The organism is Acinetobacter sp. 742879 (assembly GCF_000588535.1).
Taxonomy (GTDB): Bacteria; Pseudomonadota; Gammaproteobacteria; order Pseudomonadales; family Moraxellaceae; genus Acinetobacter; species Acinetobacter pittii.
Window position 1 is genome coordinate 15,276 of the sequence record NZ_JFYC01000010.1, and the last position, 22,661, is coordinate 37,936.

The following is a 22,661-nucleotide window of genomic DNA, read 5'->3' on the forward strand; positions in this document are numbered from 1 at the left end:
AGCTCCCTTATTTCTGATATCCAGAGTGCCAACGTAGTAAATAGCGTTCCAAAAGCTGTGCTAAAACATCTGCCAGTTTGCCTAGTAAGGCGTACAGAAGAATACCGACCAGAACTACATCCGTTTGTAAAAACTCACGTGCATTCATGGTCATATAACCAATACCTGCTTGAGCTGAAATGGTTTCAGCAACAATAAGCAATACCCAAACCAAACCTAAAGCAAAGCGTAAACCCACTAAAATAGAAGGCATCGCACCCGGCAAAATAATTTCTTTGTAAAGCTGCCAACGTGAAAGTCCGTAGCTTTTACCCATCTCAATCAATTGAGGGTCAACTGACCGAATACCGTGATAGGTGTTGATATAGATAGGGAAGAAAACACCTACGGCGACTAAAAATAATTTCGCTGTTTCATCAATCCCGAACCACAAGATGACAAGTGGGATAAGTGCTAAGGCTGGGATGTTACGAATCATTTGTAAGGTTGTGTCGAGCAGGGTAGAGGCGAAACGCGAAGACCCGTTGAGTAGACCTAATAACAAACCTAAACCGCCGCCTATCAGAAGGCCAAGCAGTGCACGACCAGCACTGACTTTAACGTGCTGCCAGAGTTCGCCACTCACCAGTAGATGCCAAAAAGCGGAAACTACAGCAGTAGGTGCGGGTAAAATACGGCTTTCTAAAAGACCCGAACTTGAGGCAATTTGCCAAACAACCAATAGAAGAATAGGGAAAATCCAAGGCAGCAAACGCTGCCCGATTTGTTTTGTTCCACGTGAAACAACACTTTCAGCTTTGCTCATGCAGGCTCCTTGACGGAACTATTTAGCTTCTTCTCGTCTGGAACATAATTGTTGGCAATAATTTCACCGAATGGACCGGTTAAATTTGGCTGAGCAAGTTTAGCGCGAGTTTCAATTGGTAATAACGGGAATACTAACTCTGCAAAACGAATTGATTCTTCAAGGTGTGGATAGCCTGAGAAAATGAAAGTATCAATACCTAAATCAGCATATTCCTGAATACGGGCAGCAACGGTTTCAGGATCGCCTACAAGTGCTGTACCTGCACCACCACGAACTAAACCAATACCAGCCCAAAGGTTTGGAGATACTTCTAGTTTGTCTCGATTACCGCCGTGGAGAGCCGCCATACGTTGTTGGCCTACAGAGTCCATTTGTGCAAATTTTTTCTGTGCGGCAGCAATAGTCGCATCATCAAGATATTGGATAAGCTCGTTCGCTGCTGCCCAAGCTTGTTCGTTGGTTTCACGAACAATCACATGCAAGCGAATACCATAAGTTAATTTACGGCCTTTAGCCTCAGCTTTGGCACGAACATGTTCGATCTTTTGTTTTACGGCTTCAGGTGGTTCACCCCACGTAAGGTAAGTATCGACTTGCTCAGCAGCCAAATCGACAGCGACGTCTGAAGAGCCCCCGAACCAAAGTGGTGGGTAAGGCTTTTGAACAGGTGGGTAAAGTAGTTTTGCATCATCCACTTGTAAACGTTCACCGTGGAATGTAAAAGCTTCACCTGTATGTGAGCGTGTCAAAATCTCACGCCAGATTTTTACGTATTCATTGGCAGTTTGATAACGCGTTGAGTGATCTTCATATAAGCCATCACCGCGTAATTCAGCCTCATCACCACCAGTCACTAAGTTGAGTAACACACGGCCATTCGACAAACGGTCAAACGTTGCAGCCATACGTGCTGCCAAAGCTGGTGTGGTTACCCCTGGTCGTAATGCAACTAAAAATTTAAGGTGTTGAGTTGCATCAATTAGGCTAGCCGCCGTAATCCAAGGATCTTCACATGAACGACCTGTTGGAATAAGTACACCTTCGTAACCTAAATTATCTACTGCCACAGCAATTTGCTTCATATAGGCATGGTCAACCTGACGAGCGCCTTTACTTGTACCTAAATAGCGACTATCACCGTGGGTAGGAATAAACCAGAAAATTTTCATGTGCATTACCTATATATCTATTGAAATTACTTGGCGCCCCAAACAGCTTGTTTAATGCTGATTGGTTTAGGGATGATGCCTTGTTGAGTAAAAATGTCTGCGAGTTGCTGCTGCTCAGCAATCACTTTACTGCTGAGTGGAGCTGCTGATGAAGGACGAGGACGGCGTTTAATAAATAAGTCACTGGTCGCAGGTTTCAGTCCTGTGCTTTGGCCAATGGCTGTTGCCGTTTCTGCTTGATGGCTTTGAATCCATTTGTCAGCTTGATTGATTTGTTTGATGAGCCCTGAAACAGATTTAGGATGTTGTTTAACAAAATTTGGAGCTGCTAAATAAAATGTATAGTTCGGGCTTAAGCCTTTACCCGATGCAAGAACACGAGCTTGATCTTCTAGTTGTGCTGAAGCGAAGTAAGGGTCCCAAATGGCCCATGCATCAACGGCACCTTTTTGAAATGCTGCGCGAGCATCGGCAGGGGTAAGCCAGATGGGAGTAATATCGCTCCAGTTTAGGCCTGCTTTACGTACGGCTTGTACCAGTAAGTAATGTGAACTCGAACCTTTTTGTAGTGCAATGCGTTTACCTTTAAGGTCTTTCAGCTGTTTGAGCTGTGAGTTTTTAGGAACCAAAATTGCCGATGCTAGCGGTTTAGCCGCTTCATAGGCAATGTAATACAAAGGCTTGCCAGCCGCTTGTGCGTAGACAGGAGGTGTATCTCCAGTAACGCCTACATCAAGTGAACCGACAGCTAAAGCTTCTAAAATTTGTGGACCAGCAGGGAACTCGTTCCAAGTAACTTTGGCATTTGGAAATTCTTGTTCAAATAATTTTTGTTGTTTGGCAATTGCAAAGTTAATCGAGCTTTTTTGAAAACCAATACGAAGTTCTTTGACAGTTGGGTCAATCGCCCAAGCGGGTGCGGCAATTGTTAAACCTAATACAGTGACTACACTGAGGCGCTTAATTAATTGTGTCCACTGATTCTTACTAAATAATGACTGATGTTGCATATTGATATCCTTGTTCCCCTTGAGGTCAGGCACAGCATTTATATGATTATTTAAGCTGTGCCCAAGCTGGGTTTATTTCAGTTTTAAAATGGCGTCTTGAATAGTGAGCTTGTTAGGAATGAGCTTTTGCGCATAAAAAGCATTAGCTACTTGTTGTTGTTCTTGTACCACCTTGTCAGAGATTGGCTGAACTCCAAAATCCATACGTGAAATGGAAGTTTTGAGTACATCAAACTCAAGTGCGGTAGGTTTTTCGAGTAATTTGGCAGCTTCATCCTGATGTGAACTTACCCACTCAGTGGTCTGGTTAAGTGTCTGTACAACAGTGTTGAGTACTTTCGGATTATTTTCTGCAAATTTACGGTCAGCTAAATAGAACTGATGATTACTCACCAAGTTTTCGCCTGTTGCTAAAACTCGGGCCTGAATTTGATGTTCAGCCGCTGCAAAGAACGGGTCCCAAATCACCCATGCATCGACAGCACCTTTTTCAAAGGCAGCACGAGCGTCTGATGGCGGTAAATAAACTGGTTGAATATCACTTAAGCTTAAGTTGTTGGCTTCTAAAACTTTTAACAATAGGTAATGAACATTCGAGCCTTTGTTAAGAGCAACACGTTTGCCTTTTAAATCTTTAATAGATTGGATTGGAGAGTCTTTTTGTACCAATAGTGCTTCAGCTTTTGGCGCAGCAGGTTGGTTTGCGACATAGACTAAATTTGGATTGGCAGCCTGAGCAAAGATCGGTGGTGCTTCACCTGCTTCACCGAGTGAAACACTTCCTACGTTTAAGCCTTCAAGCAATTGAGGGCCAGCAGGGAACTCAACCCATTTCACTTGCACGCCTTGTTCTTTTAATGCTTTTTCTAAGTCACCACGAGCCTTTAAAATAGGAAGAATCCCATATTTTTGATAGCCGATATTTAAGGTTGTGGTGGCTTGTTCCTCTTTTTTGGCACAACCACTTAACATCATCACTCCTGCAAGGCTGGCCGCGATGACTGAATATTTTGCCCATGAAGTGGTGTTGAAAAGTGCCATGAGATTTCGTACTCCCCGAAAGAGAAAAAGAAAAAAAATAATTGGATGAGCAGATACCCTAAATGGATTTTTATTTCAGAAAAAATAAGTATTCGGTCTTTATTTATGCAAAAAAAAGCTAAACACAATAGGCTATAAACTTATGCGAAAAAATGATTTATCTATTAGAAATATATTTAAAGAATTTTGATTAAGTTGATGTAAATAAAATAAAAAATATTAAAACCTTAAAAAATTAGATTTAAAAAAAGTACAACCATAAGTTAATCGTGTTTACGGTTGTACTTTTTGAACTAAGCTTATCTAAAATAAGAATATCTTAAAAATAGTAAAGGCTAGGGAAGCAGTTTCTTAAAGACTAAAGAATTTCTCTGATAGTTATAGAGTGCTTGACGAGCATTTGGTAAGTCATCAACAGTAACTTGATGGAAACCGTGTTCTAAGAACCAGTGAGCGGTACGGGTGGTTAAAACAAATAATTGACGAATACCTTGTTCTTTTGCCTTTTCTTCAAGGAATTGCAAAATCTGGCTACCACGGTTCGATTTACGATAACTTGGGTGTACTGCGACGCAGGCAATTTCTGCTGAACGTGTTTCATTAAATTCTGTTGGAATTGGATAAAGTGCAGCACACGCTAGAATCGTACCATCGCGTTCAATGACAGCGAACTGGCTAATCTCTTGCTCTAAACGTTCACGCGAACGATACACTAAGATACCTTCTTCTTCTAATGGACGTAATAAATTCATTAAACCGCCCACATCTTGAATGTTGGCCATGCGAACTTCTTCATAATGCGCATCGGTAATCATGGTACCGATACCATCTCGAGTAAATAACTCTTCGAGAAGGGCGCCATCATAGGCATAAGAAATAAGATGAACGCGGTGTACGCCTGATAAAGATGCTTTTTTTGCCTGTTGCAAATGCAAAGTGAGTGTTGGGCTAATGGTTTGGTATTGTTGAATATAGTAGTCCAGTTGATGTGGGCTTAATTCACGTAATATTTGCTCATCTTCATTCAACAATCCTTGTTGCTCACCTAGAAAAATGAGTTTATCTGCTTTTAAGTAAGTTGCTGTTTTAGTTGCAACTTCTTCAGCTCTTAAGTTAAAAACCTCACCTGTAGTGGAGTAACCCGTTGGCCCTAGCAATACAATATTATGGTTGTCGAGGTGTCGATCAATCGCATCTGTATCGATAGAACGAACTTCACCTGTAAGCTGGAAATCCATGCCATCACGAATGCCATAAGGTTTAGCAGTCACAAAATTACCTGATACCACATCTATGCGAGCGCCGTACATTGGCGAGTTTGCTAAGCCCATAGAAAGCAATGCTTCGATTTCTAGGCGGATAGAACCTACAGCACTCATGACACAGCTTAAAGATTCGCGTGTGGTAATACGGCTGTTGTCATAAAAAGGAGTTTCGATTCCTTTTTCTTTAAGATTTTGATTAATTTGCGGACGTGCGCCGTACACGAGAATTAAGCGAATACCAAGAGAATGCAATAAAGCAATGTCGTGAATGATATGTTCAAAATTAGGATGACGGACTGCTTCACCACCAAACATCAACACAAATGTTTTATCGCGGTGAGCATTAATGTAGGGCGCTGAGTGTCGAAACCAGTGTACATAATGCTGGGTGTTATTATGTGACTTACTTACAGGCTTACTTGACATACCGATCTCGAATCAACAGCAAAAAGATATAAAGATGATTCTAAACAAAAAAGATTAAAGCCGCATGTTTTAGATAAAAAAACACCCAAATTGAAATTTGGGTGCTTAAAAAGTTTTAAATTAGTAAACCACTCTAATGATTTTATGACTTTGTTCATTCACCAGTACATAATTTCCATTCACTTTATACCATTTTTGGTAACGACCTGGTTTAGTCAATTTTTGATGTTGACGATAGTCGATCACGTAACGTGAATGTCGATACTCATGCGGTACAACCTGGCCTACTCGCCACGCATTGCGATGATCATCTTTTTTAATCACTTTAACTGTTTTTACTTCATGGTTTTGGTAATTGCCATGATGATTATGATCGTTTGGTGCTGCCATGGCTGTTGTTGCAACTAAACCACTAAGAGAAAGAACAATCGCTGTTGTTAATTTTTTCATTGTAAACCTCGAATGATGAGTTAAATTTCAATAATTAAAGATTAGTGAACAATTGCAGATAAATCGTGGAGGCCAAGAAGAATAAATGTGAAAACTCTCTATGAAATAAGAAGAAATTAAGAAAATTCATCATTTAAGAATATAAAAAATCTTTTATTTTTAAGTTAGATAAGCAATAAAAAAGGATAAAACCGAGAGGCTTTATCCTTTTTATTCAGCGATAGCGAGGGTCTATCGCCTTAAAAACCACGAATACTCACAATGCTATTAGAATCTGTGTCGACTAAAATATAGTCATTATTGATTTTGTACCATTGCTGATTACGACCTGGTTTAGGCAAGTTACTATCTTTATAGTCGACTTTATAGCCATTACCACGATAGTGCTGTGGCATAACATAGCCAGGCTGCCAGCGATGTTGTTTTAAGCGTTCAAAGCCACGCTCTTCGCGCATACGGCGTTCGTCACGGATACGATCATCATCATGATCACGTCCAAATCCTGGTCCACGATCATTCCACTCACCACGTGGACCTCCACCTTTAGGACCTTTTGGGCCATGGCCTCGGTCAAAAGGAGGATCAGCAAAGCTCGCCATACTTGTGGTTAGTACGGTTATGCAAAGGGCTAAGATGGTGAACAACTTTTTCATGATGCATCCTCGTTTACATCTGATGTCTCTCATGTTGAATACTCTACGCGCAAAATGCAGAGAAACTGTGAAGATCATTTAATGGTTCAATTAAAATTACGGATAGATCAAGGGTTTTTATCAATAATAAAAAAGGCTTGTATATCTTTTTAGGTATAGGCAAGCCAGATTTGATGATTGGCCGTAATTAAATTTAACTTTTCATCTTTAACTTTTTAATCCTGTGCATCAATACTTTGACCATTGAGTGCCAAGCTGTCTTCACCCATTAAATAGAGGTAAGCAGGCAAGATTGACTCAGGTGTAGGTAGTGTCTTCGGATCTTCTTGTGGGTAGGCTTTCGCACGCATTGCAGTACGTGTTGCGCCTGGGTTAATGCAGTTAAAGCGGATATTTGGATAACTATTTTCCGCTGCAAAAATTTTACTCACTGCTTCAATTGCAATTTTGGAGACAGAATATGCGCCCCATAAAGCTCGTGCTTCACGGCCTACACCTGAGCTGGTAAATACAACAGAGGCGTTTTCTGACTTTTGCAAAAGTGGTAATAGAGCTTGAGTGAGGGCAAAAGGAGCACGTAGGTTAACTGCCATCACGTCATCCCATACTTCTGTTGGGTAATGTGCTAGCTCTACACGTTCACCTAAAATACCCGCATTATGCAAAATACCGTCTAAACGTCCAAACTGCTTTTCGAGCGTATCGACTAAAAAGTCATAATCACGGTCAGACGCACTTGAAAGTTGTAGCGGTAAAATCGCGGGTTGCGGTGCACCTAGACTTTCAATTTCATCATAAATAACTTCAAGTTTGTTTAAGGTTCTACCATGCAGGACAACGGTTGCACCATGTAGGGCATAACTTAGAGCCGCAGCTCGCCCAATTCCATCACCAGCACCGGTAATTAAAATAATTCGATCTTTGAGTAGATCCGGACGAGGTTGGTATTCTGAATATTTCATTGGTAAACCTCCTTCTTTTTATATTGATAAAACGAATAGCCGTTAAAAAAGTCTATAAAACTCTGATGTTAACTTATCATACGCTGATTTTCCTGTAGAGCAGGAAGCTTTTGACGTAACATATCGTGTAATTCTGTCACTGTATTTACAATCGAATCGGCCTGCCATGATGCTAAATCATCACGGTGTTCGATAGGTAAATAGCCATAAGCTGCCAAGATGGTATACATATCGGCATTGCGTCCAGCATCAATATCACGAGGGTGGTCGCCCACATAAATAATTTGATCTGCTGGGATATTTAACTGTTTAGCAGCCAAATACATTGGTTCAGGATCTGGCTTGGTTTTACTGACATCTTCAGGACATACCAAAACTGCACAGCGTTCGGTCAGATTTAACTTTTCTAAAAGAGATTCACTTAATCCGCGTGGTTTATTGGTCACAATACCCCATGGAATTTGCTGAGCTTCTAACTCTTCTAAAAGTGGATACATGCCTTCAAACAGATCTGTATCAACTACAATATTATTGCCGTACAGATCTAAAAAGTTTTGACGATGTGCCAAGAATATTGGGTTGGCCACATCTAGCTCTGGATAGACCAATTTCACCATCGCACGTGCACCTTCAGAAACCTGAGTGCGAATAAGATCGGCTTCTACAACAGGGCGTCTTGCATCACGGCACATTTGCTGAATAATACGAATGAAATCCGCAGCTGTATCGATAAGCGTACCGTCTAAATCAAATAAAACAGCTTTCATCATGCACCTGTATTAATCGTATGAACCATATAGTTAACGTCAACATTTGGCGCTAACCAGTAATGCTTGGTCAGTGGGTTGTAATGTAGTCCAGTCATTTCTTTTAATGTAAGGCCTGCATTACGAATATCATGTGCCATTTCAGATGGTCGAATAAATTTATGATAATCATGCGTACCTTTTGGCAACATACGTAGGACGTACTCTGCACCGATAATGGCAAATAAATAAGATTTTGGGTTACGGTTAATGGTCGAGAAGAACACATGGCCGCCCGGTTTAACCAGAGCCTGACAAGCTTTTACAATAGATGCCGGATCTGGAACGTGTTCCATCATTTCCATACAAGTCACCACGTCATATTGACCAGCCTGTTCTTGTGCTAATTCCTCTACAGGAATTTGACGATATTCAATATTTTGAACATTTTCTTGCTGGGCATGTAAACGGCCGACAGCTAGAGGTGCTTCACCCATATCGATACCTAATACATCTGCGCCACGACGTGCCATGCTTTCGGCCAAGATACCGCCACCACAGCCGACATCAAGTACTTTTTTACCAGCGAGACCGCCTGCACGTTCATCAATCCAGTTAAGACGTAGTGGATTGATCTGGTGAAGTGGGCGAAATTCAGAATGTTGATCCCACCATTTGGCAGCAAGTGCTTCAAACTTTGCGATTTCTTGTAAATCAACATTCAATTGCGACATGGTGCTACCTCTAAACTTGAGTTATCTTTTTGGATGTAGTTCGCCGTTAGTGTAGCGATTATTGGGAAAAAAGCGATAAACCCAATAAAAAACTTCACAGAAGCAAAACGAATTTAGCATATTTGTTTTATATTTAGGGCATAAGCTAATGCATAACAACTTAGAGGAAAAGCTGTAGCAATGAAAAAATTGGTTTTGGGTGGTTTGAGTGCAGCAATTATGGCCGTATCGGGTGGTGCAATGGCAGCAGATTTTGTTGCTGGTAAAGACTACACCGTGATTGCCAATCCAGGCAAAGTGGAAGTTCCGGGGAAAATCGAAGTTCGAGAGTTCTTTTGGTATGGATGCCCACACTGTTTTAAACTTGAACCGCATATGCAAACGTGGTTAAAACAGATTCCTAAAGATGTACGTTTTGTACGTACACCTGCTGCAATGAATAAAATGTGGGAACAAGGGGCGCGTACGTATTATACATCTGAGGCATTAGGTGTACGTAAACGTACGCATTTACCACTATTCCATGCGATTCAAGTAAACGGTCAACAAATTTTTGATCAGGCTTCTGCTGCGAAATTCTTTACTCGTTATGGCGTACCTGAGCAGAAATTTAATAGTACTTACAACTCGTTTGCTGTGACTGCAAAAGTTGCCGAGTCAAATAAACTTGCTCAACAGTACCAATTAACAGGCGTACCTGCAGTTGTCGTGAATGGTAAATATGTTGTGCAGGGTGAAGATGGTAAAGTCACTCAAGTTCTTAATTATTTAATTGAGAAAGAACGTAAAGCAAAATAAGTTGTTTAGGCTTTACTTCAAAAAAATGGGCTTCATGTGAAGCCCATTTTTATATTTAATTTATCGTTAATTATCACGAAATAATTCAATTAATTTTGCTGATTTTCATCTTCAATCTGAAAATTTAAAACATCAAAATTAGCTGTTTGAGTCGGCAGTGATAATGCCTGATTAATATATAAATTAATTAATTTTTGGCGAGAACCAATCGAACGTTGGTAATAAGTAGAATTTAAAAGCAGTGATGCACCGTAAGTCAGTGACCAGATATAAGACAAATAATCACGAATCGACATATCATAATTCAATGATTTTAAATAATTTTCGGTAATATCTTTAATTGCTAAAATACGCTGTTGGCGAATTTCATAAAGCTCTTCGAAAAGATGTTTCAACTTAGACTCTGTCATCGTCAGATTTTCTTCAAGTTGATGCAATAGAATCGTTTTCCCTGGTGCAAGCAAATGGTGAAGCATGTAATGAGGAGCATACTCTTTGAAATCTGTATTATATTTTTTAGAAATTTCTAAAATTTGCTTTTCATTTTGAATAATGAGCTCAAGCAGAAGCTCATTTTTACTTCTAAAATGCTTATAAAGGGTGCCTTTAGCAATATCTAGCTCGGCCACTAACTCATCTAGAGTAATTTCCTGATTGTTTTCTAATAACAACTTTTCTGCCACGCTCAGAATTTTTTCTTTACGCATCAAAAACTGTGTATGACGATCAAGATTCATAGGTATTCCCACACCAGTTTGGCCTAACTAATAGTTTACTTCCTGTAAAAAGAAAAAGACTTTTCTCGAAATTTTTAGCCCTTTTCTTTCTCTCTTTACGTATTACCACATAACCTGTTTTTTGTCATTTGCCGCTTCTACCGTTCCCAGTTTGCAATCCCTCTAAAGAGTAGGCGAACTTGTGTAGAAGCATTTTCAATAAAAGCAGTTTGTTGCAGCTTGAGCTGTTCACCTTGATATTGTTTCGATAGGTTGAGCCACGTCATTGCCCATGTAAATGACATATTAGTCAAAATGGTAGATAAGACATTTAAGTCTTGAGGATTTTGAATATGTTTAAAATTTTCGAGTTTCGTAAGATCAGTTGTGAGATCTTCAATCAAAAATTCGATTTCTCGGGCAATGGCTGCACGAACTGTTTCTGAGCCTCCCCAACGTTCAGCAATCATAAATTGCCACTGTTTAGGGCTATGATTTACTGCCTGCACAAATAGCTCAATACTGGTCTGGGTTTTAGCAGATTTATGTTGTAAATAACTTTGTCCAAGTTGATGTAAGACGCTTTTTAAATGTAAGGCAACTTGATCGACCAGTTCCTTGCCGAGTTCGTCCATGTCTTGAAAATGACGGTAGAACGCTGTCGGTACCAAACCTACTTCACGTGCAACTTCACGCAAACTGATACTACTGAACGAACGCCCAGACGTGCTTAGATGCAAGGCTGCATCGAGAAGTGCCTGACGACTTTGCTGTTTTCGTTCATCCCGTATCGACATTAAAAGAACCTATTTAAACCGTGAGCCAAAGTCTAACAAAAAAGAGCAAACTTTCATAAAAAAAATAGTGAACAAGTGTTGACTGAGTGAACAGTTATAAATATAGTGTACATATGTTCACTATACGAACATGTGTTCACTCAAATAAATAGCCAGAAACAAAAGAGGAACGTATGAACGCAACACTTAGCTATCAGCCACATTGGGTTCGAGAAGATTTCGTTGATTTTGTCTTGCAGAAAATTAACGTGACTTGGGCGTGGAAAAGGGTACTTGCAGAAGTTACTGCAGTTCAGCCACTGCATACCGATATGGTGCTCATTAGACTTAAACCGAATCGTAATTTTAATTTCGATCAGGTTCGAGCGGGTCAAAGTATCCTGCTGACTTTACTTATCGATGGCGTTTACCAACAACGTAGTTACTCGATTATTGAAGTGACAACGCAAGGTGAAATTGCTTTAGGCATTAAAGTACAAGGTTTGGTGTCTCGTGCAGCTCAACTATTACATGTGGGCGAGTGTGTTGAGATTTCACAGCCACAAGGTGATTTTATTTTGCACCAAGGCCGGCATCCTGCAATTTTGATTGCGTCAGGAAGTGGCATTACTGCAATTTATTCACTCTTGCAGCAAGCTTTGAAACAGCAGCTTGAACAAATTCATGTCATTTATTTTAATCGTGCGAAAATTTTTCATGCTGAATTAAAAGCTTTGGCAGAACAGCACCCACAGCTTCAATATCACTTTTTTAATACTACCGAGCAAAAACAGCATTTAACTGAAAGCTTACTGCAAAAGCTGGTTCCAGATTTTGAGCAGACAGCAACTTATGTTTGTGGTCATCATGGCATGATGCAGAAAGCCAATGAAATTTATGCACAAAAAGGTGCTCAGTCGCAGCTTCATCAAGAGTATTTTCAGCCACTTCAAGTGACTGGTACACATGCAGCACAGCCTGTTATTTTCCGCCGTGCTCAACACGAGTTTTTAGCTGAAACAAATTTACTGAGCAGTGCAGAGCAAGCTGGTTTACGCCCACAACATGGTTGCCGTATGGGTGTCTGCAATAAATGCAGCTGTACCAAGGTAAGCGGAGTTACTCAAAACCTGTTAACTGGTGAAATTGAAGATCAACCGAACCGCCCAATTAAACTATGCGTGAGCCAGGCATTAAGCCCAGTCACAATTGATCTATAAAAAGAATTAAAGAGGATTAACCCTATGAATATGGCATTAGAATTTTCTACTGTTTCTAAATCTGCTCATTTAACACCTGAACAGACTGAAGAGTTTGGTCGCCGTGTTGAGCAGATTCGTCAAGACGTTATGCAAAGTCTTGGTGAGCAAGATGCAAAATATATCTACAAAGTACGTAATTTTGTTCGATATACCGAAATCGCATCGCGTGGCATGTTGATGTTTGGTGGTTGGATTCCGCCAGTCTGGCTACTAGGCACAGGCTTATTAGGTATTTCTAAAATTGTAGAAAACATGGAACTTGGTCATAACGTCATGCACGGTCAGTTTGACTGGTTAAATGAACCAAGTCTGAACGGTAATACTTACGATTGGGATACCATTGCATCGGGTGATGACTGGCGTGAAACACATAACTATGTGCACCACACCTATACCAATATTGTCGGTAAAGACCATGATGTCGGTTATGGCATTTTGCGAGTAAGTGATCAACAGAAGTGGGAACCCCGCCATCTGTTTAATATTCCCCTCGGTCTACAATTAATGTTTTTCTTTGAGTGGTATGTAGGCGTGCAAAACTTACATCTTGAAGATGCATTAGTTTATAAAACCAAGAGCTGGAAACAGGTTTGGAAAGATTCGGCTAAAGTCCGTAAAAAAGCCACGCGCCAAGTCTTAAAAGACTATGTGTTTTTCCCTGTGATCTCTGGCCCTATGTTTTTACCGGTTTTTGCAGGCAATGTAGTTGCGAATATTATTCGTAACTTGTGGTCATCTGCTGTGATTTTTAATGGTCACTTTACTGAAGATGCAGAAACGTTTGAGCCGGATAATACCGACACTGAAACTAAGGCAGAGTGGTACTTACGCCAGATTCGTGGTTCAAGTAATTTTAGTGGTACAGAATGGCTACATTTTATGAGTGGTAACTTAAGTCATCAAATTGAGCACCATTTATTTCCAGATATGCCAGCTAATCGCTATAAAGAAGTAGCACCGAAAATTAAGGCACTTTGCGCAGAATATGGCATTAATTACAATGAAGCGAACTTTATGCGCCAGTTCTGGAGTGTATGGGTACGTTTAGCGAAATGTTCACTGCCAAATCATACCACTGGAAAAGTAATGCAGACATTAGAAAAGTTAAAAGCAAAATTCAAATTTGCTTAATCTCAGTTAATTAAAAATAGCTCTTTTTTAGGGGCTATTTTTATTTTTGAGTTATGAAACTTGCAGACTTACATTTGAAAGTAGGGAATAAACTCAACCTGTCAAAATCCTTTGCTATACTATGCCCAAGTTTGTATTTAAGAGAAGTTAGGAAGGATTATGCGTATTGACCAACGTGCATTAGACCAATTACGTGAAGTGAAAATTACACGAAACTACACCCGTTATGCTGAAGGTTCTGTGCTGGTCGAATTTGGTCACACCAAAGTCCTTTGTACTGCAAGCATTGATAACTCAGTGCCACGCTTTCTAAAAGGCCAAGGCCAAGGCTGGGTAACAGCAGAATATGGCATGTTACCGCGCTCAACACACTCACGTTGTGATCGTGAAGCTGCTCGTGGCAAACAAACTGGTCGTACTCAAGAAATCCAACGTCTGATTGGCCGTAGCCTACGTGCGATGGTTGATTTGAAAAAGCTTGGTGAAAACACGATTACGATCGACTGCGATGTCATTCAGGCAGATGGTGGTACACGTACTGCTTCAATCACTGGTGCTGCTGTAGCATTGGTTGATGCGATGAATGTTTTACTTGCACAGAAAAAAATTAAGCAAGATCCGCTTAAAGGCTTAGTTGCTGCAATTTCTGTAGGTATGTATCAAGATGAAGTATTACTTGATCTTTGCTATGAAGAAGACTCGAACTGTCAAACTGACTTAAATGTCGTGATGACACAAGCAGGTGAGTTTATTGAAATTCAAGGTACAGCGGAAGACAAACCGTTTACCCGTGCTCAAAGCAATGCCATGTTAGAAATGGCTGAAAAAGGAATTGCCGAGCTTATTAAAAAGCAACAAGAAGCTTTAGGCTGGTAATTTCAAGTTATCTAAAAGACGCATCTTCGGATGCGTTTTTTTATACCTTCATCAAATCGACATAAAAACATCACTTGTCTGTCACCTTTTCACTTTATTAGTAGTTCGCATTTAAACCGTTTGGAAAAAACCAATGCGAAAATTTTCACTTTTATTAATTACATCTTTAGCGCTTATGCTCAGTGCTTGTAACGATGACAACAACTCAGATAATTCATCGCCAACAACTCCACCAACCAGCAATTGCAAAATGCACTGTGCACCATAATAAAAATTAAGGATGAAAAAATGAATCGTCGCGAATTTCTTTTAAATTCTACAAAAACAATGTTTGGGACAGCTGCTCTAGCGAGTTTCCCGCTGAGTATTCAAAAAGCGTTAGCAATTGACGCCAAAGTTGAAAGTGGAACAATTCAAGATGTTAAACACATCGTCATTTTGACTCAGGAAAACCGTTCATTTGATAATTATTTTGGAACACTAAAAGGTGTACGTGGTTTCGGCGACCGTTTTACCATTCCTATGACAGAAGGCCGAAAGGTTTGGGAACAATATGACGCCAACAAAAAGAAAGTATTGCCATACCACTTAGATAGTCGTTTAGGAAATGCTCAGCGTGTTACTGGTACAAATCATTCATGGTCAGATGGTCAAGGTGCTTGGGATAATGGGCGTATGAGTGATTGGGTAGCGCATAAACAACCGCAGTCGATGGGCTACTACAAAAAACAAGAAGTTGAATATCAATTTGCCTTAGCGAATGCTTTTACCATTTGTGATGCCTACCACTGTGCCATGCACGCGGGAACTAACCCGAACCGTAAATTTATCTGGACGGGAACCAATGGCCCTACAGGTGCAGGTGTTGCCAGTGTAGTAAATGAATTTGATGGAATTGGACAATCAACAGAAGGTTATGAATGGACGACGTATCCTGAGCGTTTACAGCAGGCTGGCGTGACATGGAAAGTTTATCAAAACATGCCGGATAACTTTACTGATAACCCTTTAGCTGGTTTCAAGCAATATCGCCGTGCAAACGAGCAATCTGGTCAGCCTGTCAGTAACGATGCGCTAACGTGCCCAGCATATGATGAAAAGATTGATGCGACTCAACCACTTTACAAAGGTATTGCCAATACCATGCCGGACGGGGGGTTTTTAGGAACTTTTAAAGCTGATATCGCACAAGGTAAATTACCGCAGGTGAGTTGGTTAGTTGCTCCTGCAACTTACAGTGAACATCCGGGGCCATCTAGTCCTGTACAAGGTGCTTGGTATATTCAGGAAGTATTAAATGCATTAACTGAAAATCCTGAGCTGTGGAGCCAAACTGTTTTATTGGTAAACTTCGATGAAAATGACGGTTTCTTTGACCATATTCCTTCACCAAGTGCACCGTCTAAAGATATTAAAGGTGTCGTATATGGAAAAACGACTTTAAGTGATCAGCAACTAGCTTATGAATATTTTGACCATCCCGCAGTAGCGGCTTCAAAATCTCAACCTACGCCAGATGGTCGAGTGTATGGACCAGGCGTACGTGTTCCAATGTACGTGATTTCACCATGGAGCCGTGGAGGATGGGTAAATTCTCAAGTCTTTGACCATACCTCTATTTTACAGTTCTTAGAAAAGCGCTTTGGTGTGCAAGAGCCTAACATTAGTCCATACCGCCGTGCTGTATGTGGTGATTTAACCACAGCTTTTGACTTTAAAACACCGAATCTTTTGCCTGTTGCTGAACTAGACGGGAAAAAAACAAAAGCTGAAGCCGATGCAATTCGTATTGCTCAAGAATTATTGCCGCAAGTTTCTGTTCCAAGCCAACAGCAATTTCCTCAGCAGGAAATGGGAATTAGGCCATCACGGGCTTTGCCATATATTTTGCACACCAGTGCCAAAGTTGATGCGACTAAAAAAACGGTAAAGCTCATGTTCTCTAATACGGGTAAACAGGCAGCAGTTTTCCATGTGTATAACCGATTGGATCTAACGTCAACTCCACGCCGTTATATGGTTGAGGCGGGGAAACAGCTCGATGATGTGTGGAATGCTACAAATGGGCAGTATGATTTATGGATACTTGGACCAAATGGTTTCCACCGTGCATTTAAAGGCAATTTGAGCCAAACCAATCAAACTCAAGCATTACCGGAAATTAGAGTATGTGTGGAAGAGTGTGATGCGAATTTGTATTTAAAAGTTCGTCACGATGGTAATAAATCAGTCAAACTCACAGTCAAAGCAAATGCTTATCTTCCAAACAAAACATGGACGATTGAAACGAATAGTTCTGAAAAAGAACTAGTTTGGGATATGTCTGAATTTGGTGGTTGGTATGATTTCACGGTGACTTTAGCTGATGATGCTACATTTAGTCGTCGTTTTGCAGGACGTATTGAAACTCAAGAGGATTCAATTTCTGATCCATATATGGGTTATCTAGAGTCTTAAGTTACTGTACTGGATGAATGATTAAGCTGAAGTCTTGGGTTAATAATTATTTTTAAATTAGCTAGCACGACGGAGTCTTATCGTTTATTCATCCAGTGGAAGTAGCTAATTCGTTACTTTGGTTTCGCCCAAAGTAACCAAATGCATTTGTCATCTACAAAACCTGTTCTCTTTCTGCATATATCTGATTTATTGCAAAAACAATATATTTATAGATTTTGGGCAGGTCGTAGATGACATCTCGCACAAATGTTGGGAAATATAAATGAAGAGAGGTAATATCTTGTGTTGTAGATGAATAATAAAAATAAAGGCTTACCTTTTGTAACAGAATCTCCTAAGCCTGGTCATATTTATCTTTTACCTTGAAACCCTGAATTTTTAAAGTAATGGGGAAAATTTATGCTACAAGGTTTTATTGTATTATTAGCAGTCGTTACATTTGTTTTAATGGCTGCCGACCCACGTGATGGTGGGGCACAAGCGACTCAGTCAGCATGGCAGAAAACACAAGCGGCAGACATGACCAAGTCGCAAAAAAATACCAATAATGACGCAGATTTTATCTAAGCATTAAAACGCATAGATAAATCAACAGCTCTAACGTCTTTAGTTAGGACGCCCATAGAAATATAGTCAACGCCAGTGGTGGCAACTTCACGCAAGTTTTCAATAGTGATATTGCCAGATGCTTCGAGTTTACAGCGGCCCGCCACATGTTTTACGGCATCAATCATTTGCTGTTGACTGAAGTTATCGAGCATGACAACGTCCGCCCCAGCTTCAAGTGCTTGGTTTAGTTCATCCCAAGTTTCAACTTCGACTTCAACAGGTTTGCCCGGTGCAATTTGATGTGCTTTGGTGATTGCTTGAGCAATACCACCCGCTGCCATAATATGGTTTTCTTTAATTAAGAACGCATCAAATAAGCCAAGACGATGGTTTTGTCCACCCCCGATAGTAACCGCATATTTTTGTGCAATACGTAAGCCTGGTAGAGTTTTACGTGTATCGAGAAGTTTTGTATTTAAACCTTCAAGATGTTGAACATATTCAGCAGTTTTTGTTGCAACAGCAGACAAAGTTTGAATAAAGTTTAAAGCAGGGCGCTCTACAGTCAGTAAGCTACGTGCAGAACCAGCAAGCTTTAAAAAGGCTTCGTTTGCAGCAACACGTTCACCTTCTTGTTTTAGCCAAGTCACCTGAACAGTATTGTCATAAGCTGAGATGAGCGCATTAACCCACGGTTGTCCAGCTAAGACCATATCTTCGCGGCTAATAATGGTTGCGGTAGCCTGTTCATCTTCTGGGGTGAGCATGGCGGTAATGTCACCGTCCCCAATATCTTCTTGTAATGCTTGTTGAATATTGATTTGAATTGATTGTTCAAGCAAAGACTGAGGTATGCTCATACGGTTTCCATTTTGTCGATGACCCTAAAACTTGCGATATATTAGCATCGTCGACCTGAAAAATAAGCTGTTTTATGAGATTAATCGCGATAAACAATCGCATTTACTACTTTGAAAAGCACATAACTGTTTTAAACTAAAACAATTGGCAAGCAATTTATTGGCGTCTCAATGAAGCAAATCACACCGTATGAAGTTATAGATGGACAATTAAAAGGGGCGAGACAAATCCCTTCTCCAAATTTTAACCAGCGTCCGACTGGCACCGAAATTCAAATGATTGTGGTTCATAATATTAGCTTGCCGCCGTCTCAATTTGGAGGGGGATATATTGAGCAGTTTTTTCAAAACAAGTTAGATTGGTCAGTTCATCCTTATTTTCAGACTATTGAAGGTATGCAAGTCTCTACACACCTGTTAATTTTACGAACAGGTGAAGTCCTACAGTTTGTTAACTTTAACGACAGAGCATGGCATGCAGGGCGTTCAAGCTACTTAGCCAAAGTTGAATGCAATGATTATTCAATTGGTATTGAGCTTGAAGGAAGCGATGATTTACCTTTTGAAAATGTACAATATGAAGTGCTAACTGACGTTGTTACCGCTATCCGTCAGGCTTATCCTGAAATTAAAAACCATATTGCAGGGCATTCGGATGTTGCACCAGGCCGAAAAACCGATCCGGGGCCTTATTTTAAATGGCAACACTTTAGACAACTGTTAGCACAGAAAAAAACTTGAGTTCATTCATCATTTCACAACGAAAAGATTTTCTAGTTTCATTACAATAGCGTCTTTCGAATATAGCTGTAGGTGAGTGCGATGGCATTGTGGCGATCGACTTTTATTGTCAGTGCAATGACGATGTTGTCACGAGTGTTAGGGCTCGTGCGTGACGTCGTATTGCTCAACGTGTTTGGTGCAGGTAAAGATTTTGATACCTTCGTCGTCGCTTTTCGTATTCCCAACTTCTTTCGACGACTATTTGCCGAAGGCGCCTTTTCTCAGGCCTTTATCCCAGTCTTAACTGAATATAAAACAGGTCGAGCACACGCTGAAGTACAGATCTTAATTAGTCGGGTATTTGGCTGTTTGCTAACAGTTATGACCTTACTCACTTTTGTGGCTATGGTTTTAGCACCTGCAATCATCTATATGTACGCACCGGGCTTCCACAGTGATCCAGAAAAGTTCGATTTAGCCGTCAGCATGTTCCGTTTGACTATTCCATATCTAATGTTTATGTCGCTCACGGCTTTTGCTAGCAGCATCTTAAATAGTTATGGCTCGTTTGCCTCACCAGCTTTTTCACCAGTTTTGTTAAATGTAGCGATGATCGCAGGAGCGTGGTGGCTTACGCCGTATATGGCTGAGCCAATCAAAGCACTAGGCTGGTCAGTTGTTGCGGCTGGGGTATTACAGTTAGCGATACAAATCCCTGAATTGTGGCGTAAAAACTTACTGATTCCACCTAAAGTTGATTTTAAACATGAAGGTGTAGAACGTATTTTAAAACTCATGCTTCCAGCATTATTTGGTGTATCTGTGACTCAGATTAACCTACTGTTAAATACGATTTGGGCATCATTCATGCAAGATGGTTCAGTGTCTTGGCTCTACAGTGCCGAACGTATGACTGAGCTACCTTTAGGTTTAATTGGTGTTGCGATTGGTACAGTAATTTTGCCTTCGCTTTCTGCCCGTCATGCAGAGCAGGATCAAGCAAAGTTCCGCGGTATGATCGACTGGGCTGCAAAAGTCATTGTATTGGTAGGATTACCAGCAAGTATTGCTTTATTTATGCTTTCAACACCGATTATTCAAGCATTATTCCAGCGTGGTGAGTTTGATTTACGTGATACACAAATGACAGCGCTTGCGTTGCAATGTATGAGTGCTGGTGTAATTTCTTTCATGCTTATTAAAGTATTTGCACCCGGTTTCTATGCACAACAAGACACAAAAACACCAGTGCGTGTAGGTTTAATGTCAGTTGCAGCTAATGCGATTTTAAACGTTGTATTTATAGGCTTCTTTAAGCTTATTGATTGGCATGCAGAACATATGGCACTTGCACTAGCATCTTCAGGTTCAGCGTTAGTAAATGCCGGTTTACTCTACTTCTATTTGCATAAGCGTAATATTTTCCGATTTGGTCCGCATTGGAAGAAATTGGGACTTCAATATGGTTTAGCAAACCTTGCTATGATTGCAGCGCTTTGGTTTGGGCTCAATTGGTATAATGGAGAGCTTTCACAGTGGTTACGTGTTGCCGAAGTCGTAGGGCTATGCGTAGTTGGGATAATTGCTTACCTGATCGGTTTAATCCTTACGGGTTTTCGACCTAGAGATTTAAAACACTAAAAATAAAAAAGCGATCTTAAATGATCGCTTTTTTTATATCTAATATATTTATTTTGGCAAAACTTGCAGCAATTCAATATCGAAAATTAAAGTGCTATTCGGCCCAATCGTGTCACCTGCACCAACTTCACCGTAAGCGAGATTAGCAGGGATAAAGAAACGGGTTTTACCGCCTTCTTTCATGGTTTGGAGACCTTCTGTCCAGCCTGCAATCACTTGGCTGAGCTGAAACTCAACTGGATGATTACGTGCGATTGAGCTGTCAAATACAGTTCCGTCGAGTAAACGACCTTCATAATTCACTTTAACACGTGATAGAGCTTTCGGTTTTTTACCTGTACCTTCTTTTAATACTTGATATTGGAGGCCTGATTTAGTCGTGATTACACCCGATTTTTTTGCATTATCAGCAAGAAATGCAGCACCTGCTTGAGCATTTTGTTGTCCTACTTTTTGAAATTCAACAAGCTGCTTAGCTTCTAAAGTTTTTTTATAATCATTAATCGCTTTCGCCATTTCTTCGTCAGTTAAGCGTGCGGTTTTGTTCTGAGCACCTTCTTGTAAACCCTGATAAAAAATATCAAGATTTAGATCTGTTAAAGCATCAGTATTATTACGGCCCATTAAATAGCCATAGCTATAGCTAAATTGTTCTTTCGCCGGGCTTTTATTTGTAATAGGTGCAGCAGCAAAAACAGATAAACTTATCGTTGATGTTGCAATAATTAAACCAATTTTTTTCATGCCGTTTTCCAAAAAAAAGGAGAGTACTGTTTTACTCTCCTGAATGTATTTATTTCACTGAAATGAGTTCTACATCAAAAATCAGCGTACTGTTTGCTGGAATACCAGGAAGTTCCTGAGGACCATAAGCAAGATTAGATGGAATAAAGAACGTCGCTTTGCCGCCTTCTTTCATGAGCTGAAGCCCTTCAGTCCAACCTGGAATAACCTGATTGAGTGGAAACTCAACAGGCTCACCGCGCTTATACGAACTATCAAATACTTGACCATTAATTAATCGGCCTTCGTAATGTACTTTAACCATAGACTGCGCAGTTGGTTGTTTACCTGTGCCTTCTTTAGTAATGATGTATTGCAAACCAGACGCTGTAGTTTTTACACCAGCTTTTGTTTTATTTTCTGCAAGGAATTGAACATCTGCAGATTCAGACGCTACTCCAGCGGCCTGTTCTGATTTATCTTGTTGTTGCATTTTTTGCTGCAACTCTTTTTCATAAGCAGCAACAGCAGCTTTTAACTCTTCTTGAGTATAAGCACTTGGTTGCTTATTGCGAGCATCATGAATCCCTTTCACAAATGATTTTGTGTCTAGTTCAGGTGGAGTTTGCTGAGCAACTTCGTACCCAAGAACATAACTGATTTTTTCAATTGGAGAGGCATTTTTATTTGCTTTGCTTCCGACTTCTGTGGTCGGATGTTGGCTTGCATAATAAACTGGTACAAGTGCAGCACCGCCTAAAACTACAGCGACAGCAATGGGTAAGGCTTTACTCATAAAAGGTTCCAAAAATAATCATTTGAGTCTAAAAAGGCTGCTTTTGATCTTAGCATGCTTAAGCATAGAATGTTTAAGAAAAAAAA

Annotated in this window: 24 protein-coding genes; 9 read left to right on the forward strand and 15 right to left on the reverse strand. The window is 40.3% G+C overall.

Annotated elements, in window-relative coordinates; translation table 11 throughout:
* Positions 1-7 precede the first annotated feature (7 nt).
* The 10 genes from ssuC to ubiG all read right to left on the reverse strand — a co-directional run bounded on the left by ssuC (position 8) and on the right by ubiG (position 9,264).
* Entirely contained in the window at positions 8-805 is a 798-nt protein-coding gene (gene ssuC, locus J690_RS16795) for an aliphatic sulfonate ABC transporter permease SsuC (RefSeq protein WP_002120785.1), read from the reverse strand.
* A complete protein-coding gene (ssuD, locus tag J690_RS16800) occupies positions 802-1,977 on the reverse strand; it encodes an FMNH2-dependent alkanesulfonate monooxygenase (RefSeq protein WP_014208027.1) in 1,176 nt (391 codons plus the stop codon). The genes ssuC and ssuD overlap by 4 nt, the downstream gene beginning before the upstream one ends.
* 26 nt (positions 1,978-2,003) lie before the next feature.
* Positions 2,004-2,987 (reverse strand): sulfonate ABC transporter substrate-binding protein, encoded by a 984-nt coding sequence (locus J690_RS16805; RefSeq protein WP_032037060.1) that lies wholly within the window; start codon positions 2,985-2,987, stop codon positions 2,004-2,006.
* 72 nt (positions 2,988-3,059) lie between these two features.
* Complete coding sequence (locus J690_RS16810; protein ID WP_032037062.1) at positions 3,060-4,028, reverse strand: sulfonate ABC transporter substrate-binding protein; 969 nt, start codon at positions 4,026-4,028, stop codon at positions 3,060-3,062.
* Positions 4,029-4,363: 335 nt separating this feature from the next.
* Complete coding sequence (gene argA, locus J690_RS16815; protein WP_005071790.1) at positions 4,364-5,719, reverse strand: amino-acid N-acetyltransferase; 1,356 nt, start codon at positions 5,717-5,719, stop codon at positions 4,364-4,366.
* Positions 5,720-5,839: 120 nt separating this feature from the next.
* The gene (locus J690_RS16820; protein ID WP_002120775.1) at positions 5,840-6,169 is read right to left on the reverse strand and encodes an RcnB family protein; all 330 of its coding nucleotides are present in this window, start codon (positions 6,167-6,169) and stop codon (positions 5,840-5,842) included.
* A 239-nt stretch (positions 6,170-6,408) separates the two neighbouring features.
* Complete coding sequence (locus J690_RS16825) at positions 6,409-6,822, reverse strand: RcnB family protein (RefSeq protein WP_005071792.1); 414 nt, start codon at positions 6,820-6,822, stop codon at positions 6,409-6,411.
* A 215-nt stretch (positions 6,823-7,037) separates the two neighbouring features.
* Positions 7,038-7,784 carry a YciK family oxidoreductase gene (locus J690_RS16830; protein WP_014208030.1) on the reverse strand — a complete coding sequence of 249 codons (747 nt, stop codon included), beginning with the start codon at positions 7,782-7,784 and terminating at the stop codon, positions 7,038-7,040.
* Between the two features lie 68 nt (positions 7,785-7,852).
* Positions 7,853-8,554, reverse strand: a complete 702-nt coding sequence (locus J690_RS16835; RefSeq protein ID WP_081309558.1) for an HAD family hydrolase — start codon at positions 8,552-8,554, stop codon at positions 7,853-7,855.
* Positions 8,551-9,264, reverse strand: coding sequence for a bifunctional 2-polyprenyl-6-hydroxyphenol methylase/3-demethylubiquinol 3-O-methyltransferase UbiG (gene ubiG / locus J690_RS16840; protein WP_005804826.1), 714 nt, complete (start codon positions 9,262-9,264; stop codon positions 8,551-8,553). Before ubiG ends, J690_RS16835 begins: the two co-directional genes overlap by 4 nt.
* A 180-nt stretch (positions 9,265-9,444) precedes the next feature.
* On the opposite strand from ubiG, the gene J690_RS16845 reads away from it, so the two are divergent.
* Positions 9,445-10,062 carry a thiol:disulfide interchange protein DsbA/DsbL gene (locus J690_RS16845; RefSeq protein WP_005804825.1) on the forward strand — a complete coding sequence of 206 codons (618 nt, stop codon included), beginning with the start codon at positions 9,445-9,447 and terminating at the stop codon, positions 10,060-10,062.
* A gap of 89 nt (positions 10,063-10,151) precedes the next feature.
* On the opposite strand, the gene J690_RS16850 is transcribed toward J690_RS16845, so the two are convergent.
* Entirely contained in the window at positions 10,152-10,799 is a 648-nt protein-coding gene (locus tag J690_RS16850) for a TetR/AcrR family transcriptional regulator (RefSeq protein WP_002120773.1), read from the reverse strand.
* A 137-nt stretch (positions 10,800-10,936) separates the two neighbouring features.
* Positions 10,937-11,575, reverse strand: coding sequence for a TetR family transcriptional regulator (locus J690_RS16855; RefSeq protein ID WP_002120796.1), 639 nt, complete (start codon positions 11,573-11,575; stop codon positions 10,937-10,939).
* Between the two features lie 173 nt (positions 11,576-11,748).
* Here J690_RS16855 and J690_RS16860 point away from each other — a divergent pair, with 173 nt between their 5' ends.
* The 6 genes from J690_RS16860 (at position 11,749) to J690_RS23930 (ending at position 17,850) form a co-directional block, all read left to right on the forward strand.
* The gene (locus J690_RS16860) at positions 11,749-12,774 is read left to right on the forward strand and encodes a ferredoxin reductase (RefSeq protein ID WP_032037067.1); all 1,026 of its coding nucleotides are present in this window, start codon (positions 11,749-11,751) and stop codon (positions 12,772-12,774) included.
* A 30-nt stretch (positions 12,775-12,804) separates the two neighbouring features.
* Positions 12,805-13,947, forward strand: coding sequence for a fatty acid desaturase family protein (locus J690_RS16865; protein ID WP_078221350.1), 1,143 nt, complete (start codon positions 12,805-12,807; stop codon positions 13,945-13,947).
* 159 nt (positions 13,948-14,106) lie between these two features.
* Positions 14,107-14,823, forward strand: a complete 717-nt coding sequence (rph, locus tag J690_RS16870; RefSeq protein WP_001217232.1) for a ribonuclease PH — start codon at positions 14,107-14,109, stop codon at positions 14,821-14,823.
* 133 nt (positions 14,824-14,956) lie between these two features.
* On the forward strand, positions 14,957-15,091 hold the full coding sequence (locus tag J690_RS24675) for a hypothetical protein (RefSeq protein ID WP_255018875.1): 135 nt from the start codon (positions 14,957-14,959) through the stop codon (positions 15,089-15,091).
* Between the two features lie 20 nt (positions 15,092-15,111).
* Entirely contained in the window at positions 15,112-17,280 is a 2,169-nt protein-coding gene (locus J690_RS16875) for a phosphocholine-specific phospholipase C (RefSeq protein ID WP_032037070.1), read from the forward strand.
* A 402-nt stretch (positions 17,281-17,682) separates the two neighbouring features.
* Positions 17,683-17,850, forward strand: a complete 168-nt coding sequence (locus J690_RS23930; protein ID WP_000938938.1) for an ABZJ_00068 family colistin stress protein — start codon at positions 17,683-17,685, stop codon at positions 17,848-17,850.
* On the opposite strand, the gene nadC is transcribed toward J690_RS23930, so the two are convergent.
* Complete coding sequence (gene nadC / locus J690_RS16885) at positions 17,847-18,692, reverse strand: carboxylating nicotinate-nucleotide diphosphorylase (RefSeq protein WP_032037072.1); 846 nt, start codon at positions 18,690-18,692, stop codon at positions 17,847-17,849. The genes J690_RS23930 and nadC overlap by 4 nt on opposite strands.
* Positions 18,693-18,863: 171 nt before the next feature.
* Between nadC and ampD the strand changes: the two genes are divergently transcribed.
* A complete protein-coding gene (gene ampD, locus J690_RS16890; protein ID WP_005804818.1) occupies positions 18,864-19,433 on the forward strand; it encodes a 1,6-anhydro-N-acetylmuramyl-L-alanine amidase AmpD in 570 nt (189 codons plus the stop codon).
* Between the two features lie 72 nt (positions 19,434-19,505).
* Positions 19,506-21,056, forward strand: a complete 1,551-nt coding sequence (gene murJ / locus J690_RS16895; protein ID WP_005804817.1) for a murein biosynthesis integral membrane protein MurJ — start codon at positions 19,506-19,508, stop codon at positions 21,054-21,056.
* A 48-nt stretch (positions 21,057-21,104) separates the two neighbouring features.
* On the opposite strand, the gene J690_RS16900 is transcribed toward murJ, so the two are convergent.
* Entirely contained in the window at positions 21,105-21,800 is a 696-nt protein-coding gene (locus J690_RS16900) for a BamJ family beta-barrel-assembly machinery protein (RefSeq protein WP_032037075.1), read from the reverse strand.
* 49 nt (positions 21,801-21,849) lie between these two features.
* The gene (locus J690_RS16905) at positions 21,850-22,575 is read right to left on the reverse strand and encodes a BamJ family beta-barrel-assembly machinery protein (protein WP_032037076.1); all 726 of its coding nucleotides are present in this window, start codon (positions 22,573-22,575) and stop codon (positions 21,850-21,852) included.
* Positions 22,576-22,661: the final 86 nt, after the last annotated feature.

Bases quoted from the DNA above. Each gene is read 5' to 3' on its own strand.
- ssuC (WP_002120785.1), bottom strand. From the start codon at position 805: ATGAGCAAAGCTGAAAGTGTTGTTTCACGTGGAACAAAACAAATCGGG.
- ssuD (WP_014208027.1), bottom strand. From the start codon at position 1,977: ATGAAAATTTTCTGGTTTATTCCTACCCACGGTGATAGTCGCTATTTA.
- J690_RS16805 (WP_032037060.1), bottom strand. From the start codon at position 2,987: ATGCAACATCAGTCATTATTTAGTAAGAATCAGTGGACACAATTAATT.
- J690_RS16810 (WP_032037062.1), bottom strand. From the start codon at position 4,028: ATGGCACTTTTCAACACCACTTCATGGGCAAAATATTCAGTCATCGCG.
- argA (WP_005071790.1), bottom strand. From the start codon at position 5,719: ATGTCAAGTAAGCCTGTAAGTAAGTCACATAATAACACCCAGCATTAT.
- J690_RS16820 (WP_002120775.1), bottom strand. From the start codon at position 6,169: ATGAAAAAATTAACAACAGCGATTGTTCTTTCTCTTAGTGGTTTAGTT.
- J690_RS16825 (WP_005071792.1), bottom strand. From the start codon at position 6,822: ATGAAAAAGTTGTTCACCATCTTAGCCCTTTGCATAACCGTACTAACC.
- J690_RS16830 (WP_014208030.1), bottom strand. From the start codon at position 7,784: ATGAAATATTCAGAATACCAACCTCGTCCGGATCTACTCAAAGATCGA.
- J690_RS16835 (WP_081309558.1), bottom strand. From the start codon at position 8,554: ATGATGAAAGCTGTTTTATTTGATTTAGACGGTACGCTTATCGATACA.
- ubiG (WP_005804826.1), bottom strand. From the start codon at position 9,264: ATGTCGCAATTGAATGTTGATTTACAAGAAATCGCAAAGTTTGAAGCA.
- J690_RS16845 (WP_005804825.1), top strand. From the start codon at position 9,445: ATGAAAAAATTGGTTTTGGGTGGTTTGAGTGCAGCAATTATGGCCGTA.
- J690_RS16850 (WP_002120773.1), bottom strand. From the start codon at position 10,799: ATGAATCTTGATCGTCATACACAGTTTTTGATGCGTAAAGAAAAAATT.
- J690_RS16855 (WP_002120796.1), bottom strand. From the start codon at position 11,575: ATGTCGATACGGGATGAACGAAAACAGCAAAGTCGTCAGGCACTTCTC.
- J690_RS16860 (WP_032037067.1), top strand. From the start codon at position 11,749: ATGAACGCAACACTTAGCTATCAGCCACATTGGGTTCGAGAAGATTTC.
- J690_RS16865 (WP_078221350.1), top strand. From the start codon at position 12,805: ATGGCATTAGAATTTTCTACTGTTTCTAAATCTGCTCATTTAACACCT.
- rph (WP_001217232.1), top strand. From the start codon at position 14,107: ATGCGTATTGACCAACGTGCATTAGACCAATTACGTGAAGTGAAAATT.
- J690_RS24675 (WP_255018875.1), top strand. From the start codon at position 14,957: ATGCGAAAATTTTCACTTTTATTAATTACATCTTTAGCGCTTATGCTC.
- J690_RS16875 (WP_032037070.1), top strand. From the start codon at position 15,112: ATGAATCGTCGCGAATTTCTTTTAAATTCTACAAAAACAATGTTTGGG.
- J690_RS23930 (WP_000938938.1), top strand. From the start codon at position 17,683: ATGCTACAAGGTTTTATTGTATTATTAGCAGTCGTTACATTTGTTTTA.
- nadC (WP_032037072.1), bottom strand. From the start codon at position 18,692: ATGAGCATACCTCAGTCTTTGCTTGAACAATCAATTCAAATCAATATT.
- ampD (WP_005804818.1), top strand. From the start codon at position 18,864: ATGAAGCAAATCACACCGTATGAAGTTATAGATGGACAATTAAAAGGG.
- J690_RS16900 (WP_032037075.1), bottom strand. From the start codon at position 21,800: ATGAAAAAAATTGGTTTAATTATTGCAACATCAACGATAAGTTTATCT.
- J690_RS16905 (WP_032037076.1), bottom strand. From the start codon at position 22,575: ATGAGTAAAGCCTTACCCATTGCTGTCGCTGTAGTTTTAGGCGGTGCT.